This is a genomic window from Candidatus Andeanibacterium sp. (assembly GCF_057143545.1).
Genome location: NZ_DBNHSF010000235.1, coordinates 1 through 15,845 on the forward strand (window position 1 = coordinate 1; position 15,845 = coordinate 15,845).

General features: G+C 64.6%; 16 protein-coding genes and 1 tRNA gene. 7 read left to right on the forward strand and 10 right to left on the reverse strand.

What is annotated here, in order from left to right; translation table 11 throughout:
* The 8 genes from AC16XC_RS13395 to AC16XC_RS13430 form a co-directional block, all read right to left on the reverse strand.
* On the reverse strand, nucleotides 1-1,948 hold a 1,948-nt coding region (locus AC16XC_RS13395; protein ID WP_484035163.1), incomplete at its 3' end, for an isoleucine--tRNA ligase.
* A 40-nt stretch (nucleotides 1,949-1,988) separates the two neighbouring features.
* Nucleotides 1,989-3,086, reverse strand: a complete 1,098-nt coding sequence (locus AC16XC_RS13400) for a glycerophosphodiester phosphodiesterase family protein (protein ID WP_484035164.1) — start codon at nucleotides 3,084-3,086, stop codon at nucleotides 1,989-1,991.
* Entirely contained in the window at nucleotides 3,083-4,009 is a 927-nt protein-coding gene (locus tag AC16XC_RS13405; RefSeq protein WP_484035208.1) for a bifunctional riboflavin kinase/FAD synthetase, read from the reverse strand. Before AC16XC_RS13405 ends, AC16XC_RS13400 begins: the two co-directional genes overlap by 4 nt.
* 8 nt (nucleotides 4,010-4,017) lie before the next feature.
* Nucleotides 4,018-4,506: a dihydrofolate reductase gene (locus AC16XC_RS13410; protein WP_484035165.1), complete on the reverse strand. Its 489-nt coding sequence runs from the start codon at nucleotides 4,504-4,506 to the stop codon at nucleotides 4,018-4,020.
* Nucleotides 4,503-5,639 (reverse strand): 5-(carboxyamino)imidazole ribonucleotide synthase, encoded by a 1,137-nt coding sequence (locus tag AC16XC_RS13415; protein WP_484035166.1) that lies wholly within the window; start codon nucleotides 5,637-5,639, stop codon nucleotides 4,503-4,505. The genes AC16XC_RS13410 and AC16XC_RS13415 overlap by 4 nt, the downstream gene beginning before the upstream one ends.
* Nucleotides 5,632-6,120 carry a 5-(carboxyamino)imidazole ribonucleotide mutase gene (gene purE / locus AC16XC_RS13420; RefSeq protein WP_484035167.1) on the reverse strand — a complete coding sequence of 163 codons (489 nt, stop codon included), beginning with the start codon at nucleotides 6,118-6,120 and terminating at the stop codon, nucleotides 5,632-5,634. The genes AC16XC_RS13415 and purE overlap by 8 nt, the downstream gene beginning before the upstream one ends.
* 1 nt (nucleotide 6,121) lies before the next feature.
* Nucleotides 6,122-6,808 carry a 2,3-diphosphoglycerate-dependent phosphoglycerate mutase gene (gene gpmA / locus AC16XC_RS13425; RefSeq protein ID WP_484035168.1) on the reverse strand — a complete coding sequence of 229 codons (687 nt, stop codon included), beginning with the start codon at nucleotides 6,806-6,808 and terminating at the stop codon, nucleotides 6,122-6,124.
* Between the two features lie 40 nt (nucleotides 6,809-6,848).
* The gene (locus tag AC16XC_RS13430; RefSeq protein WP_484035169.1) at nucleotides 6,849-6,983 is read right to left on the reverse strand and encodes a hypothetical protein; all 135 of its coding nucleotides are present in this window, start codon (nucleotides 6,981-6,983) and stop codon (nucleotides 6,849-6,851) included.
* 112 nt (nucleotides 6,984-7,095) lie between these two features.
* Here AC16XC_RS13430 and AC16XC_RS13435 point away from each other — a divergent pair.
* The 3 genes from AC16XC_RS13435 to AC16XC_RS13445 all read left to right on the forward strand — a co-directional run bounded on the left by AC16XC_RS13435 (nucleotide 7,096) and on the right by AC16XC_RS13445 (nucleotide 9,231).
* Nucleotides 7,096-7,170: transfer RNA gene (locus AC16XC_RS13435), tRNA-Thr, on the forward strand.
* 76 nt (nucleotides 7,171-7,246) lie between these two features.
* Complete coding sequence (locus AC16XC_RS13440) at nucleotides 7,247-7,726, forward strand: PH domain-containing protein (protein ID WP_484035170.1); 480 nt, start codon at nucleotides 7,247-7,249, stop codon at nucleotides 7,724-7,726.
* The gene (locus AC16XC_RS13445) at nucleotides 7,723-9,231 is read left to right on the forward strand and encodes a PH domain-containing protein (RefSeq protein WP_484035171.1); all 1,509 of its coding nucleotides are present in this window, start codon (nucleotides 7,723-7,725) and stop codon (nucleotides 9,229-9,231) included. Before AC16XC_RS13440 ends, AC16XC_RS13445 begins: the two co-directional genes overlap by 4 nt.
* Nucleotides 9,232-9,237: 6 nt before the next feature.
* Here AC16XC_RS13445 and AC16XC_RS13450 read toward each other — a convergent pair whose 3' ends face one another.
* Nucleotides 9,238-9,549, reverse strand: a complete 312-nt coding sequence (locus AC16XC_RS13450) for a GNAT family N-acetyltransferase (RefSeq protein ID WP_484035172.1) — start codon at nucleotides 9,547-9,549, stop codon at nucleotides 9,238-9,240.
* A 29-nt stretch (nucleotides 9,550-9,578) separates the two neighbouring features.
* Between AC16XC_RS13450 and AC16XC_RS13455 the strand changes: the two genes are divergently transcribed.
* Both AC16XC_RS13455 and AC16XC_RS13460 read left to right on the forward strand, forming a co-directional pair.
* On the forward strand, nucleotides 9,579-10,574 hold the full coding sequence (locus AC16XC_RS13455) for a threonine aldolase family protein (RefSeq protein WP_484035173.1): 996 nt from the start codon (nucleotides 9,579-9,581) through the stop codon (nucleotides 10,572-10,574).
* Nucleotides 10,571-11,497, forward strand: coding sequence for a DMT family transporter (locus AC16XC_RS13460; protein ID WP_484035174.1), 927 nt, complete (start codon nucleotides 10,571-10,573; stop codon nucleotides 11,495-11,497). Before AC16XC_RS13455 ends, AC16XC_RS13460 begins: the two co-directional genes overlap by 4 nt.
* Here the strand turns inward: AC16XC_RS13460 and AC16XC_RS13465 are convergent.
* The gene (locus tag AC16XC_RS13465; protein ID WP_484035175.1) at nucleotides 11,398-12,231 is read right to left on the reverse strand and encodes a Rossmann-fold NAD(P)-binding domain-containing protein; all 834 of its coding nucleotides are present in this window, start codon (nucleotides 12,229-12,231) and stop codon (nucleotides 11,398-11,400) included. The genes AC16XC_RS13460 and AC16XC_RS13465 overlap by 100 nt on opposite strands.
* 53 nt (nucleotides 12,232-12,284) lie before the next feature.
* On the opposite strand from AC16XC_RS13465, the gene pepN reads away from it, so the two are divergent.
* Nucleotides 12,285-14,918 carry an aminopeptidase N gene (pepN, locus tag AC16XC_RS13470; protein WP_484035176.1) on the forward strand — a complete coding sequence of 878 codons (2,634 nt, stop codon included), beginning with the start codon at nucleotides 12,285-12,287 and terminating at the stop codon, nucleotides 14,916-14,918.
* Complete coding sequence (gene pgeF, locus AC16XC_RS13475; protein ID WP_484035177.1) at nucleotides 14,911-15,669, forward strand: peptidoglycan editing factor PgeF; 759 nt, start codon at nucleotides 14,911-14,913, stop codon at nucleotides 15,667-15,669. Before pepN ends, pgeF begins: the two co-directional genes overlap by 8 nt.
* Nucleotides 15,670-15,845 lie beyond the last annotated feature (176 nt).

Here is a 15,845-nt window from a genome sequence, read left to right on the forward strand (position 1 = left end):
GCACCGCCTTGTAGGGCGCGCGCCCGCGCGTGGCGCAGCTTTCGAGCAGCGAGGATTGGAACCAGCCGCGATGCTGGTCGCTGCCTTCGAGATAGAGGTCGGCGGGCGAGGACAGTTCGGGCCAGCGTCCGCTCTCGAGCACGAAGGCATGGGTCGAGCCGCTGTCGAACCAGACATCGAGAATGTCGGTGACCCGCTCGTAATCCTCGAGCTTGTATTTGTCGCCGAGCAGCGCCTGCGCATTCTCTTCGCTCCAGCCATCGACGCCCTCGGCACGGATAGCGGCAACGATCCGCGCATTGACCTCCTCGTCGACGAGATATTCGCCGCTCTTGCGGTCGACGAACAGCGTGATCGGCACCCCCCAGGCGCGCTGGCGGCTCAACACCCAGTCCGGCCTGGTCTCGACCATTGAACCGATACGGTTACGACCCTTCTCGGGAACGAACCGGGTTTGTTCGATCGCGTCGAGCGCGACTTCGCGCAATGTCCCGCTATCGGCCGAAATGGCGACGGCCATCGCCCCTTCGATCGTCCCGCCGGGGGCTACGGGGAACTCGAGATGCGCCAGCGGCTGGTCCATCGGCACGAACCATTGCGGGGTGCAGCGGAAAATGACCTTGGCCTTGCTGCGCCAGCTATGTGGATAAGAATGTTGATAGTCTGTGGACGCCGAGAGCAAAGCTCCAGTTGACTTGAGGTCTTGGCAAATCGGCCCGTCGGGCGCGTTGAATCCGGGATTTATCACGCTGCGGCGGCGCTCGTCATTGCCGCCGAGCCACAGCCAGTCGTCGCGATAGGTGCCGCCATCGTCGACCGCGAATTTGGGCTCGATCCCGTGCTGCTTGCAGAGTTCGAAATCGTCCTCGCCATGATCGGGCGCCATATGCACCAGCCCGGTGCCGCTCTCGGTGGTGACGAAATCGCCCGGCAGGAAGGGGCGGGGCTCGGCGAAGAAGCCGCCGAGCTGGTGCATCGGATGGCGGGCGATGGTGCCGGCAAGCTCGGAGCCTTTGTAGGTTGGCCACTCGCTTTCGTGCCAAACGTAAGTTCCGACGGTGGCCTTACCTCCCCGTTCTTGGAACGAATTCGCAAGCTCCTTTGCCACCAAATAGCTGCGTGGGCTGCGTCCATCCCGCAGCAAAACGTACTCAAGCTCCGGCCCATAGGCGATCGCCTGGTTGACCGGAATCGTCCACGGCGTCGTCGTCCACACCACCGCATGCGCGCCGACCAACTCCGCAATTGGGCTTTCGACAATCTCGAATGCGACGTCGATCTGGGTCGAGACTATATCTTCATACTCGACCTCGGCCTCGGCCAACGCGGTCTTCTCCACCGGCGACCACATCACCGGCTTCGATCCGCGATAGAGCAGGCCCATCTCGGCGAATTTCAGCAGCTCGGAAACGATCCCCGCTTCGCTCTCGAACTGCATGGTCAGATAAGGATTGTCCCAATCGCCGCCGATCCCCAGCCGCTTCAACTGCTCGCGCTGGGTATCGACCCAGTGCTGGGCATAGGCGCGGCATTCGGCGCGGAATTCCCGCAGGGCGGCCTCGTCTCCCTCGGCTCCGCTCGGGACAGGCTTGTCCTTCTTCTGCTTGCGGTATTGTTCCTCGATCTTCCATTCGATCGGCAGGCCGTGGCAATCCCACCCGGGCACATAGGGCGCATCCTTGCCCAAGAGGGTCTGGGTGCGCACCACCATGTCCTTGAGGATATGGTTCAGCGCGTGGCCGATATGGATATCGCCATTGGCATAGGGCGGGCCGTCATGGAGGATGAATTTTTCCGCCCCGGCGCGGGCTTCGCGGACCTGCTGGTAGAGCCCTTTCTCCAGCCAGCGCGCGAGGATGCCCGGCTCCTTTTCGGGGAGGCCGGCCTTCATCGGGAAGTCGGTCACCGGGAGGAAGACCGTCGGTCGGTAGTCGCGCTGTTCGCTCATTGCGCGCGGCGCTTAGAGCAAAGCGTTGGCGGGATAAAGCCTATTGGCGCGCCCGACGGCGTTCGAGACCATCGAGCGTCCGATTGATTTCCTGTACCGTGCGCCGGTCGCGCGAGGGATAGAGCGCCGGGGCAATCGTCCAGATATCCTCGACCCAGACGAAGCCATTGAATGAAGCCGGTATCTCACCCAATTGCTCGGGCAAATTCAGCCCCATCGGTCGACCCCCGCCACCTTGCGGGCCGACCATGAGAATTCGGGCGTTGGCAGCTTCCATGCGAGCGATTGTGCGATTGGGCCAGCCGGGCATTGCCCATTGAAAGTCGAGCGGTACCACCAGAGTCCCGCCCTTGCACTCATCCGGCACGATCCCGAACCAGCCCTGCATCGCGTAGGCTTCGGTGCAGGCACGGGCGGCATCGCGGCTGAACACCCAGGCCTTGGGATAGATTTCGCGGATTCGCGCGACCGGCCCTTCTTCGGGTCCGCCATAGAAAGCGTCGCCGATCCCTTCGACATCGCGTCCGGCGGCCTTGAGCGCGGCGGCTAGTGCGTCCGCTTCTGCGGGATCGCGACTCTTGAAATTGTAGATCAGCGGCTTGCTGCCAGCCTCGGCAATGTATTCCTCCAGCGTGGGAATCTGACCAACGCCGCTTCCGCGGAAGGGAAACGTCTTGCCGCCATCTGCAGTATAGCCATAGCCCGCGTCGAGTGCCTTGAGCTCGGCGAGTGTCAGCGAACGCGTGTCGCCATGGCCGTCGGTGCGGCAGTCGACCGACCAGTCGTGGAACGCGACGATCCGGCCGTCTCTAGTCGGGGCAATGTCGAGTTCGACCATCGCCGCATGCGCGGCTTTCGCCTTGCGCAGAGAGGGCAGCGTGTTTTCGAGATAAGGGTGGACCGGCTCCTCTATCCGCGTTGCGGTGCAACTCGTCTCGTCCAGGTCGGCATGATCGTAGTTCTGGTAGACGCCGCGATGGGCGATGAGCAACACGCTCCCCCTCGGTTCGGGCGCCAGCCAACTGGCATTGACGAAAGTCAGCGCGAGGAAGATCGCTGCGAGCGCGAAACCGATGCGCTTCGCCCATATGCGGCGGCGGCTTGGCGGCGGAATGTCGCCTTCTTCCGCGTCGCTCATCCCAGCAAATCCCTCGCCCGGTCGCAATCCTTGTACATCTGCGCAACCAGCCCCTCGATCGAATCGAACTTCGCCTCGGGCCGCAGGAAATGATGCAGGGCGACTTCGACCTCGCGCCCGTAAAGGTCGCAGTCGAAATCGAAGAAATGCGGTTCGAGCAATTCCTGCGGTGGATCGAATTGCGGGCGGATGCCGAGATTGGCCGCGCCATGGAGGATGCGGCTCTCTCCGGCGAGCTTTCCCGTAATCGCATAGATGCCGAAGCGCGGCCGGATATATTGGCCAAGCTCCATGTTGGCGGTCGGGAAGCCGATTTCGCGCCCGCGCTTGTCGCCATGCTGGACCGTGCCGCGGATCGCGAAGGGCCGGGTGAGGAGGCGGGTTGCGGTCTCGCAATCGCCGGCCTTCAAGGCATCGCGGATCCGGCTGGAGGAGACAACCATCCCGCCTTCCATCACCGGGCCGACCGCGCGCGCCTCGATCCCGTGCTGCGCGCCAAGTTCGGCCAGCACCTGGCGATTGCCGCCGCGATCCTTGCCGAAGGTGAAATCCTCGCCGGTGACGACGCCCTTCGCCCCGATCCGCTCACCCAGCAGCTGGCCGACGAAATCCGCGGCGCTGGTCCCGGCCAGCTCGGCGTCGAAATGGAACACCAGCATCGCGGCCGCCCCGGCCTCGGCGAACAATTCCTCGCGCTGGTCGAGCGTGGTCAGCCGGAAGGGCGGGACATGCGGCGCGAAATGGCGCACCGGATGCGGATCGAAGGTCGCGACGATCGCCGGTCGGCCCGTTTCCATCGCCCATTCGACCGCTTCGGCCACCACCGCCTGGTGGCCGAGGTGGAAGCCGTCGAAATTGCCGAGCGCGACGATCCCGCCGCGCAACTGGTCGGGAACCGGCTGGCGATGATCCAGTCGAGTGATTGGCCGCATCAACCGGCCCTTTCCAGCGTGACGAACGAAACCGCCGGCCACTTGTCGGTGGCGGGGTATTCCTCGCGCGCCACTTCCATCCACTCTGGCCCGGGATAGGGCATGGTCACGTCGCCTGCTGTGTCCTCGTGAACCTCGGTCAGCTCGATCCGCGTGGCCCACGGCAACAGCTGTGCGTAGATGTCCGCCCCGCCGATCACCGAGATATCGCCATTCCCTGCCATCGAGAGCGCTTCTTCGACCGAATGCGCGACTTCGGCGCCGGGGGCGGACCACGCACGATTGCGGGTGATCACGATATGGCGGCGGTCGCGCAAGGGCGCGGGGAAACTCTCGAAGGTCTTGCGGCCCATGATCATCGGCGTGCCCATCGTATGCGCGACGAAGCGGCGGAGGTCTTCGCGGATCCGCCAGGGGACCTTGCCATCGCGCGCGATCACGCCGTTATCGGCGCGGGCGACGATGAAGGTGATGGCGCGGCTCTTCATGTGCCCGGCGCCGGCCCGAGCCGCGTGACATGGCCCATCTTGCGGCCCGCGCGCGCTTCGGCCTTGCCGTAGAGATGGAGGTGGTTCGCGCCGTCTGCCAGCAGCTGATGCGCGGTGAGGGCCTCATCGCCGACCAGGTTGCGCATCTCGACCTGCTGCGAGACCAGCGACGTGTCGCCGAGCGGCAGGTTGCAGACCGCGCGGATATGGTTTTCGAACTGGCTCGTCACCGCGCCTTCGATCGTCCAGTGGCCCGAATTGTGGACCCGGGGCGCCATTTCGTTGAACACCGGGCCCCTGGACTCACTGGCGCTGGTGGCGAAGAATTCGAGCGCGAACACCCCGACATATTTGAGCGCCTCGGCGACAGCGCGCGCCAGCTGGCGGGCAGCCTCGACCTGTCCGAGCACAAGCGGCGCGGGCGGAAGGAAGGAGCGGGCGAGGATCCCGTGTTCGTGGACATTCTGCGGACTGTCCCAGAAGCGGATCTCGCCATCCGCGCCGCGCGCCACGATGACCGAGAACTCGGCCTCGAACCGGACCAGGCCTTCATAGACGAATCCGCCTTCGTGGAGCGCCAGCCCGTCGGCCTCGTGTTCGGACGAGATCCGCCACTGGCCTTTCCCGTCATAACCGTCGCGGCGGGTCTTGAGGATCCCGGGGACGCCGATCCGCTCGAGCGCGGTTTCGAGGTCGCTCCGCGTATCAACTTCGTGAAACGGCGCGGCCCGCCCGCCGAGGCTCTCGACGAAGCGCTTTTCCAGCAGGCGATCCTGCGCTGTTTCGAGCGCCCGCGGATGCGGCGCAAGCTTGTAATCCGGGATCGCCGCCAACGGGGCCACGGGGACGTTCTCGAACTCCCAGGTGATGACGTCGCAGCTCTGGGCGAAGCGCGCGAGCGCTTCCCGGTCGGTCCAGGCGGCGCTGGTGAATTGCGCGCTGACTTCGCCCGCGATGCTCTCCTTTTCCGGAGCATATATATGGCACTTGTAGCCCAGTTGCGCGGCCGCTGCAGAAAGCATGCGCCCGAGTTGCCCGCCGCCCAGAATGCCGATCGTCGCGCCGGGGGGCAACGCGTCTCCTGCGCGCTTGGCCTCCCCCTTGACGATGGCGAAGGAGCCGTCCCTAGCCATCGCCGGCCGGTTTTTCGGCGACCGCTGCGCTGCGCTCTTCGCGCCAGGCCTGGAGCCGGGCCGACAAGGCTTCGTCGGACAGGGCAAGGATCGAAGCGGCGAAGATCCCGGCATTGGTCGCACCCGCTTCGCCGATGGCGAAGGTGCCGGTCGGCACGCCGGCCGGCATCTGGACAATCGACAACAGGCTATCCATGCCCTTCAAGGACTTTGACTGGACCGGGACTCCGAGCACCGGGAGCTGGCTCAGCGAAGACAGCATGCCCGGCAGGTGCGCCGCGCCGCCGGCCCCGGCGATTATCACCTTGAAGCCTTCATCCGCCGCGGCCTTGCCGAAAGCGTACATCCGGTCGGGCGTCCGGTGGGCCGAGACGATACGCGCTTCATAGGCGACGCCGAGCTCGTCGAGCACCTTGGCGGCGTGCTCCATGGTCGGCCAGTCGGACTGGCTGCCCATCACAATGGCTATCGGTGCCCCCATATCAGCGATCCTTCAGATAGTGCCGTTCGCCGGGCATCATGTTCGCGTCGAACTCATAGACGATCGGCTCGCCGGTGGGAATTTCGAGGCCGGTGATTTCGTCGTCTGGGATTTGCGAGAGGTGTTTCACCAGCGCCCGCAGCGAATTGCCATGCGCCGAGATTACGACGGTCTCGCCTGCGGCAAGCGCCGGCAGGATTGCGCTCTCCCAATAGGGCAGGACACGCGCTATCGTGTCCTTGAGGCTCTCGGTCGCGGGAATGTCGATCCCGGCATAACGGGGATCGGATGCAAGATCGAACGGTCCACCGGCTGCCATAGGCGGCGGCGGAACATCGAAGCTGCGGCGCCAGATATGGACCTGTTCCTCACCATGCTTTGCAGCGGTTTCCGCCTTGTCGAGGCCCGTCAGTCCGCCATAATGCCGCTCGTTGAGCCGCCAGTCCTTGGACTCGGGGATCCACAACCGCCCGCAATTGTAGAGCGTCAGGAACAGCGTGCGGATCGCGCGGGTCTGGAGCGAGGTGAAAGCGACCGTCGGGAGCAGGCCCGTCTCGGCCAGCAACCTGCCTGCGGCCTCTGCCTCGGCCACGCCCTTGTCGGTGAGGTCGACGTCCCACCAGCCGGTGAAACGGTTCTCCAAATTCCACTGGCTCTGGCCGTGGCGGATCAGGATCAGGCTGGGCAAGGCGGATTTGCTCCTACAAGTCGATCGGGAGCACGTCGCCCTAGCGATTCGGGCTGTGTTTGGGAAGTGCGGGCCTGTCGCCGCCCTCCAGCGCGCGCGCCTGCTGCTTGCGCTTGCGCAGATTCTCGCGCAGCTTTGACGCGAGGCGCTCTTCCCGTGTCGGCTTTTCACCCATGGCGGGAGCAGCAGTGCAACAGGGGCATTCGCTTGACAAGCATGGCGTGCGCCGCCAATAGCGCGCCCCTGCCGGAGGGGTGATTGAGACCCTTCCCAAGCCGAAATGGTTGGCTGCTGTAGCTCAGTGGTAGAGCGCATCCTTGGTAAGGCTGAGGTCGAGAGTTCAATTCTCTCCAGCAGCACCATTTCCAGTGCTTCTTCGGTCCGATAGACATCAAGCCCGGCTTGCCAATCCAAGGCGTCCTATTCATATAAGACACCATGGACGAGGACGAAAAGCTCACCAGGCTGCACCCCAATCATGTGAAAGTGCTGCGGATCGGCGCGACGATCGCGGCGCTGCCGGTGCTGGTCGCAGGTCTGGTGGGTGAGATCGTCGCACGGACGGATGGGGTGCTGTTCCCAGGCGCGGTCCTGTTGCCGGTTATGGCGCTCCTGACATGGCTGGTCTTCTTTCTCCCCTGGCGGCGTTACAGCGCACGCGGCTACCAGATGGGCGCGGACCGGCTGCGGGTCGTGAAAGGCATCCTCTTCCACAAGGATACGGTCATTCCCTTCGGCAGGGTCCAGCACATCGATGTCGAGCGCGGTCCGGTAGAGCGCTATTTCGGGCTTGCCACGCTGATCCTGCATACCGCCGGCACCCATAATGCCTCGGTCAGCCTGCCTGGCCTGGCCGAAGGCGACGCAATTGCCATGCGCGAGGCAATCCGCGCCAAGATCCGCCAGGACACGTTGTGATCGAGGAAGGCGCGGGCGACCCGAGGCATACCGATCCGCGCGGGCTGTTGGTGACCGCGCTCCAGGGCATGGGCCGGGCCGCCCTGCCAATCGTCGCCGCCCTCTATGGAACCGGCGCGCTGGCCGCAGGGCTGATCTTCGCGGTTCCGGCGATTTTAGCCGTCTTCCTTGCAAGCATCGGATTGGCGTGGCTTGCCTGGCACCGCCGGACCTATGTGACCGGTGCGGAGGATATCCGCCTCGAACAGGGCATCTTGAGCCGCAGTGCGCGCTCGGTCCCCTACGAACGCATCCAGGATGTCAGCCTCGAGCAGAAGCTCCTTCCCCGCCTGCTGGGCCTCGCCGAGGTCAAGTTCGAAACCGGGGCCGGGGGCAAGGACGAGCTCGCGCTTGCCTATCTCGACCTCAAGGAGAGCGAAAGGCTGCGCGAACTGGTCCGGGCACGCAAGCAGGGCGTCGGGACGGTGGAAGCGGAATCCGGCCCGGTCGAGGACGTACCGGACAGGCCGCCGCTGTTTGCGATGGACGAGAAGCGCCTGCTGACCTTTGGCCTGTTCGAATTCTCGCTGGTGATATTTGCCGTGCTGTTCGGCGCCATCTCGCAATTCGATTTCCTGTTCCCGTTCGACATCTGGGATTGGGAGACCTGGCAGGAATTCCTCAACGGCCGGGAGGAGCAGATCGCGGGGATTGGACGCGCGACCCAGCTTGTTTCGCTGACCGCCGCAATCGTGGCGGTAATCCTGCTGGGTGTCCTCACCGGGATCGTCAGAACCTTTGCCCGCGAATATGGGTTCCGGCTCGACCGGACCGACAAGGGCTTCAGGCGGCGGCGCGGGCTGTTCAACAAGACCGATGTGGTGCTTCCCGCCCATCGGGTCCAGGCGGCGAGGATCGAGACCGGACTCATTCGCAGGCGGTTCGGCTGGCACTCGTTGAAATTCGTCAGCCTCGCGCAGGATTCGTCCGGGTCGGGCGACCATCCGGTGGCCCCGTTCGCCCGATGGGATGAGCTGGAGCCGATTGCGAAGGAAGCGGGGATCGCGCTGCCTGCAAGGGACCAGGAGTGGCAGCGCCCCGCAGCAGGGCCCTGGCTCGCCGAAACGATCGTCCTCTCGACGTTGTTCCTGGGGGTTGCAGCGGTCGCCGGTATTGCCGCGCAAAGCCTGCTACCGTTGGCAATCGCCGGCGTGCCGATAGGTGCGACCGCGCTCGCCAACTACATCGCCTGGCGTCGCCACCGGCACGCGATCGACGATCGCCAGCTGTTTGTCCGCCAGGGGACGCTGGCGCCGAAATTGGCCATCGCGCCGCAGGTGAAGCTGCAGTCGGTCGAGATCGCGCAGGGTCCGCTGGCCCGCTGGCGCGGCTATGCCACGCTCAATCTGGGTCTTGCGGGCGGGACGCTATCCATCCCGGGCCTGCCGCTCGGCAAGGCCAGGGCGCTGCGCAGCGACATCGTCGAAAAGATCGCGGCGGTCGATTTCTCCGACCTGCCGCGGTAGGCTCGATCACGCCCGCAGCTCGGCCCATTCGGGGTGTTGATCGAACCTTGTCGCCACGTAGGAGCATTGCGGCACGATCTTGAATCCCTCCAGCCGCGCATCTTCGATCATCGCCGTAACAAGCTTGAACGCGATCCCGTGTTCGCGCAATTCGGGCGGGACGTAGGTCGAAAGCGCAACACGATGCCCGCCCCGGTCAATCCAGCTCAGCTTCGCCCCGCTGGGCTTGCCATCGATCAACGCGCGATATTCGCCCTGATGTGGACCTCCTGCCCGCTCGATCTCAAGCACTTCCATCGCGATTCTCCGGTCTTGCACGCGTCTATCCGCTGTTCCATGGCGCGCTGATGCAGTTCCTATCCGACAATGCCGCCGCCGTGCACCCCAAAGTCTGGGCCGCGTTGCAGGCAGCGGACGAAGCGGACCGGCCCTATGACGACGATCGCCTGTCGCGCGCGCTCGACGACGCATTCGGCGAGCTGTTCGGGCGCGAATGCGCTGCCTTGTGGGTCGCCAGCGGTACAGCCTCGAACTGCTTGGCCCTGGCAACCATGGTCGAGCCGCATGGCGGGGTAGTCTGCCACCGCGAAGCCCATATCGAAACCGACGAATGCGGCGCACCGGGGTTTTACCTTCACGGCGCGAAACTGCTGCTGGGTGATGGGGAGGGCGCCAAGCTGACGGTAGCGGGGATCGCGGCGGTGCTGGACGGCATCACGCGGGGGATCCACCAGGTTCCGGCGCAGGCGATCTCGCTCACCCAGGCAAGCGAATACGGGCTGGTCTATCGCCCCGACGAACTCGCTTCGATTGGCACTCTGGCGAGCGATCGTGACCTTGGGCTGCATATCGACGGTGCACGTTTCGCGAATGCCGTGGCTTTCCTTGAATGCCGCCCGGCAGAGGCGGCGGGACCTGCCGCAGCGCTGTCGTTCGGTTTCATCAAGAATGGCGGGATGAGTGCGGACGCGATCGTGTTCTTCGATCCCGCCCGGGCCGAGCTCGCGCGCTGGCGGCGCAAGCGCGCGGGGCATCTCCAGTCGAAGGGCCGCTTTCTTGCGGCGCAGATCCTGGCGCTGCTCGACAATGGGCTTTGGCTGGAAAATGCCAGGGCGGCCAATGCCGCGGCCCAGGCAATTGCCGCGGGCGCCGGGAGCAGGCTGGTGTATCCGGTCGAAGCGAACGAAGTCTTCGTCAGATTGACCGCCGACGAGCGCGAAGTGCTGCGCTCGCAGGGCTTTGCCTTTTACGACTGGGACGATACCTCGGCGCGAATGGTTGCCTCGTGGGACACTCCGGTCGAACAGGGCGAGGCCCTCGGCAAGGCGATAGCTTCTCTATGAACAGCCCGCAAACGCAGCACGCGCTCCTGCGGCCCAATATCGCCATTCCCTTCGTCCTCACCGCGCTGATCTGGGGCTCGACCTGGTTCGCGATCAAGGACCAGCTCGCTGCCGCGCCGCCCAGCTGGTCGGTCGCCTGGCGCTTCGTGCTGGCGGCGGCAGGCATGGCGATCCTGGCTGCGGCCAGCAGGCAGGGGTTCAGGCTCAGCCGCGGTGGGCATCTGTTCGCGATCGTCTTCGGCCTCAGCCAGTTCTCGCTCAATTTCAACCTGCTCTACTGGTCCGAGCAATATTTGACTTCGGGCCTGGTGGCGGTGTTTTTCGGCCTGCTGATGCTGCCCAACGCGGTGCTTGCGCGAATCTTTCTCGGGCAGGAGGTTTCCAGGCGGTTCCTGGCGGGAACGGCCGTCGCGATCGTCGGGATCGGGCTGCTGCTGTTGCACGAAGCACGGATGTCGCCCGCCGGCAGCAGGATCGAGCTCGGGATCGGGCTCGCCGCCGCGTCGATGCTGCTAGCCTCGGCGGCGAATGTCATGCAGGCGGGCACAACCGGGCGCAGCCAACCGATGTTCACGATGCTGTTCTGGGCGATGTGCTGGGGGGTTGCCGGCAATGTCGTCATCGCCCTGCTTGTTGCGGGGCCGCCGGTCCTGCCGCTTGAGCCGCGTTACCTTGCCGGGGTGGCGTTTCTCGGCATTTTGGGATCGGTGGTGACTTTTCCGCTCTATTTCCACCTCATCAGGGAACTCGGCGCGGGGCGGGCGGCGTATAATGGCGTGGTCGTGCCGATCGTCGCGATGGGCTGGTCGACCCTGCTCGAGGATTATCGCTGGTCGGCGCTGTCTGCGGGCGGGGCCGTGCTTGCGCTGACCGGGATGGTGCTGGCCTTGAGGGCGCGCAGGCCCTCGCGGAAGGTTGGATAGGCCGGCCGCCAGCCGAGCAGGCGCTTGGCCTTGCTGTTGGCGACCCGGCGGTTTTCCGAATAGAACGCCGCGGCCTGGGGCGACAATTGTGCCTCGTCGAGCGACTGCATGGGTGGAGGGTCCATCCCGAGAAGCCGGCAGGCCTCCTCGATCGCCGCATTCTGCGAGGAGGGCAAATCGTCGGCCAGGTTGTAGGCGCCCGGCGGTCCATCCAGTCCCGCAATCACTCCCGACGCAATATCGTCGACATGAACCCGGCTGAACACCTGGCCGGGAAGGTCGATCCTCCTGGCTTTGCCCTCGAGTACGCGTTCGAGTGCGCTGCGGCCCGGGCCATAAATACCCGGCAAGCGGAACACCCGCGCTCCCATCGCAAGCCATCGTGAGTCCGCCTCCGCGCGCGCCGATCGCCGGCCGCCGCCGGTCGGTGCGCTCTCGTCGACCCAGGCGCCCTTTGTGTCGCCGTAGACGCCGGTCGAGGACAGGTAGCCGAGCCACTTGCCCGCGTCGGATAACGCTTTGCCATATCGCGCCAGCACGGGATCGGCATCGCCCGACGGGACCGATGAGAGGATATGGCTGGCAGCTGCAACCGCGTCTCGTACCGCCGCGCCGTCTTCGAAATCGAGATTGCCGGCGCTGCCGGTGGCGTCGATCCGCCACTCTGCCGCCGGCAAGCTTTCGGCAATTCGCCTTGCCGTATAGCCGAGCCCGAAGATGAGGATTCGCTTCATCTGCCTATCCTAGCCACTGGATTTGGCTTCGAAAGCACCTAAGACAGGCATCCATGGACAATATCCGCAATCCCGAAATGGCCGACGCGGCTCTTCCGCCCGAAGCTCCTGCGATCATTCGCCGCGAAGATTACCGCCCGCCGAGCTGGCTGGTGCCTGAAATCTCGCTCGAATTCGACCTGGGTCTCGAACGGACCCGGGTTCGCTCGGTCATAAAGGTCAGCAAGAATCCGCTTGGGGATCGCGATCCAGCGATCCGTCTCAACGGCGATGGCATCCATCCGCTCGAAGTGCTGGTCGACGGCGAAGCGATCAACAGCTGGTCAATGAACGGGCCGGACCTGGTCATTCACCTCCAGGGCGACGAGCACCGGATCGAGCTGGTCACCGAAATCGCGCCCGACAAGAATACCCAGCTCGAAGGGCTCTATGCTTCGAGCGGCATGCTGTGCACCCAGTGCGAGGCCGAAGGGTTCCGGCGGATCACCTTCTTCCCCGACCGGCCCGACGTGCTGTCGACCTATTCGGTGCGGATGACCGGCAGCCGGGAGCGATTCCCGGTCCTGCTTTCGAACGGCAACCTTGTCGGCAAGGGCGAGAATCCGGACGGGACCCACTGGGCCGAATGGCACGACCCGTGGCCCAAGCCGAGCTACCTGTTCGCGCTGGTTGCCGGCGACCTCGTGGTCAATCGCGACAGCTTCACGACCATGAGCGGGCGCAAGGTCGAACTCGGCATCTGGGTGCGCGAGGGCGATCTCGAGCGCACCGGGCACGCGATGCGTTCGCTTAAGCAGAGCATGGCATGGGACGAAAGGGTCTTCGGCCGCGAATACGATCTCGACATCTTCAACATCGTCGCGGTGGCGGATTTCAACATGGGCGCGATGGAGAACAAGGGCCTCAACATCTTCAACACGCGCTACGTGCTGGCCGATCCCGAAACCGCGACCGATGCCGATTATGACGGAATCGAAGGGGTGATCGCCCATGAATATTTCCACAACTGGTCGGGCAATCGGGTGACCTGCCGCGACTGGTTCCAGCTCTCGCTGAAGGAGGGCTTCACGGTGCTGCGCGACCAGCTGTTCAGCCAGGATATGGGCTCCGAAGCGGTCAAGCGAATCGAGGACGTCCGCGTGTTGCGGGCAGCACAATTTCCGGAGGATTCGGGGCCGCTGGCGCATCCGATCCGGCCCGACAGCTACCAGGAAATCTCGAATTTCTACACCGCGACAGTCTACAACAAGGGTGCCGAAGTGCTGCGCATGATCCGCACCATGGTTGGGCCCGAAGCGTTCCGCAAAGGCTGCGACGTCTATTTCGATCGGCATGACGGAGAGGCCGCGACCTGCGAGGATTTCGTCCGCGCGATCGAGGACGGGGCCGGGATCGACCTCCGCCAGTTCCGCCTGTGGTACAGCCAGGCGGGCACTCCGAAAGTCAAGATAGAGCAGGATCATCGCGCCGAGACGGCCATCCTGCGGCTCAAGCAGTCCGTTCCGGCAACGCCCGGCCAGCCCGTCAAGCGACCGATGGTTATTCCGCTCCGGCTTGCGCTGTTCGATCGCCAAAGCGGCCAGCATCGCGGCGAAGAGCTGGTACGGCTCGAAGGCGAGGAGCTCGAACTGGCATTCGAAGGCTTTGCCAGCCCGCCGGTGGTATCGATCAATCGCGGCTTTTCCGCCCCGATCCAGGTTGAGCGCGACATGCCGCGCAAGGATCTGGTGTTCCTGGCCGGCCGGGACGACGATCCCTTCGCACGCTACGAGGCGATGCAGGAACTGGTGATCGGCCATTTGCTCGAAACGCTCGGCGGCAGCCTGTCCGACGGGCAGAAGGAAGACGGGCGCGAGGCGATCAGCGGTGCGCTCGAAGCGATCATCCAGGATACAGCGCTCGACGACCTGATGCGCGGCGAGCTGATGATCCTGCCGGGCCACGCCTATATTTCCGAACTGATTGCGGTCTCCGATCCCGGCGCGATCCATTCCGAGCGCGAAGCGCTCAAGGCCTGGCTCGGCAAGCGCCTCGAAACGGACCTGCTCGCGTTGCATGAAAGGGCGAGCGTGGTCCCCTACAGCCTCGAGGCCAAAGCGCGCGGCGCCAGGAAATTGAAGGCGCAGGCGCTGGTCTATCTCGCCGCGGGCAATCCCGGCACGGCAGCCGAACTGGCTTCGAGCCAGTATCGCCAGGCCGACAACATGACCGATCGGCAAAGCGCCTTGATGGTGCTGGCAGGGCTGCAATCACCCCTGCGTGAGGAATTGCTGGCCGATTTCCACGCGCGTTATGAAGGCAATGCGCTGGTGATCGACAAATGGTTCTCGCTGCAGTCCCAGTCGCTCCACCCCGAAGTGCTGGAGCAGGTGAAGGCGCTTTCGAGCCATCCCGATTTCACCATCCGCAATCCCAACCGGGTGCGTGCGCTCTATATGGGCTTTGCGGTCAACCCGCACGGCTTCCATGCGGCGAGCGGGGAAGGGTATCGGATGATTGCAAACCTCATCCTGCAGCTTGATCCGATCAACTCGCAGACCGCCGCGCGCTTTGTCCCGCCGCTCGGCCGCTGGCGCCGGATCGAACCGCAACGCTCGGAAATGATGCGCGGCGAGCTCGAACGGATTGCGTCTTCGCCGAATCTCTCGCCCGACACTTACGAGCAGGTGGCCAAGAGTCTTGGCTAACGTCGAAGCCATCAAGGCGGATATTCTGGAAGATATTCCGCACGGCTTCCTGACCCGCAAGGGCGGCTTGTCGGCGGGCGCGGTCGCCGGGTTAAATGTCGGCTACGGATCGGGCGAGGATCCTTTTGTCGTTGCCGAAAACCGCCGCCTTGCGGGCGAGGCCGTCCTGCCTGGCGCGCCGATCGTTGCGGTCCACCAGTATCATTCGGCAGAGTGCGTGATTGTCGGGCAACCATGGGATGACGAGCATCGCCCCAAAGCCGATGCGATGGCGACAAACCTCCCTGGCATCCTGTTGGGAATAGTCACTGCCGATTGTGCGCCGGTCCTGTTGGCAGACAAGGGTGCGGGCGTGGTCGGAGCGGCACATACCGGCTGGCGCGGCGCGCATGACGGGGTGCTGGAGGCGACCGTGGCAAAGATGCAGCTGCTTGGCGCAAGGGCGGATCGCATCCGTGCCGCCATTGGCCCGGCCATCGCCCAGGCGAGTTACGAAGTGGGCAATGACTTCGCGGAGCAATTCGATCCGGACGACGGCCGGTTTTTCAAGCCGGGCCGCCCAGGGCACCAGCAGTTCGACCTTGAGGCCTATGTGGCCTCGCGGCTCGTTTCCAGCGGTGTCGGACAGGTCGAGAAGCTTGGTCTCGACACATATGTGGACGAGGATCGCTTCTATTCCTATCGCCGCTCCACCCATCGCGGCGAAGCCAATTACGGGCGGCAATTCTCCCTCATCGGCCTGGCCGGATAGGGGCCTTCCATTCGCCAGCTGCGAAGCTGTCGCAAAACGCCAAAATGCCTGTTGGCATTGACCGCCCGCTCGTCTATCAGCCCGCCCAAGTCGGCTCCCGCAACAGGCAAGAGACCTGCGCAGGGGCTTGCACCCGGGGGGTCCTGGAAGCACGACGGGAATGAAATTTCAGGTGT

Coding starts and splice junctions, on each gene's coding strand:
- AC16XC_RS13400 (WP_484035164.1), bottom strand. CDS start 3,086: ATGAGCGACGCGGAAGAAGGCGACATTCCGCCGCCAAGCCGCCGCCGC.
- AC16XC_RS13410 (WP_484035165.1), bottom strand. CDS start 4,506: ATGAAGAGCCGCGCCATCACCTTCATCGTCGCCCGCGCCGATAACGGC.
- AC16XC_RS13415 (WP_484035166.1), bottom strand. CDS start 5,639: ATGGCTAGGGACGGCTCCTTCGCCATCGTCAAGGGGGAGGCCAAGCGC.
- purE (WP_484035167.1), bottom strand. CDS start 6,120: ATGGGGGCACCGATAGCCATTGTGATGGGCAGCCAGTCCGACTGGCCG.
- AC16XC_RS13430 (WP_484035169.1), bottom strand. CDS start 6,983: ATGGGTGAAAAGCCGACACGGGAAGAGCGCCTCGCGTCAAAGCTGCGC.
- AC16XC_RS13440 (WP_484035170.1), top strand. CDS start 7,247: ATGGACGAGGACGAAAAGCTCACCAGGCTGCACCCCAATCATGTGAAA.
- AC16XC_RS13455 (WP_484035173.1), top strand. CDS start 9,579: ATGCAGTTCCTATCCGACAATGCCGCCGCCGTGCACCCCAAAGTCTGG.
- AC16XC_RS13460 (WP_484035174.1), top strand. CDS start 10,571: ATGAACAGCCCGCAAACGCAGCACGCGCTCCTGCGGCCCAATATCGCC.
- AC16XC_RS13465 (WP_484035175.1), bottom strand. CDS start 12,231: ATGAAGCGAATCCTCATCTTCGGGCTCGGCTATACGGCAAGGCGAATT.
- pepN (WP_484035176.1), top strand. CDS start 12,285: ATGGACAATATCCGCAATCCCGAAATGGCCGACGCGGCTCTTCCGCCC.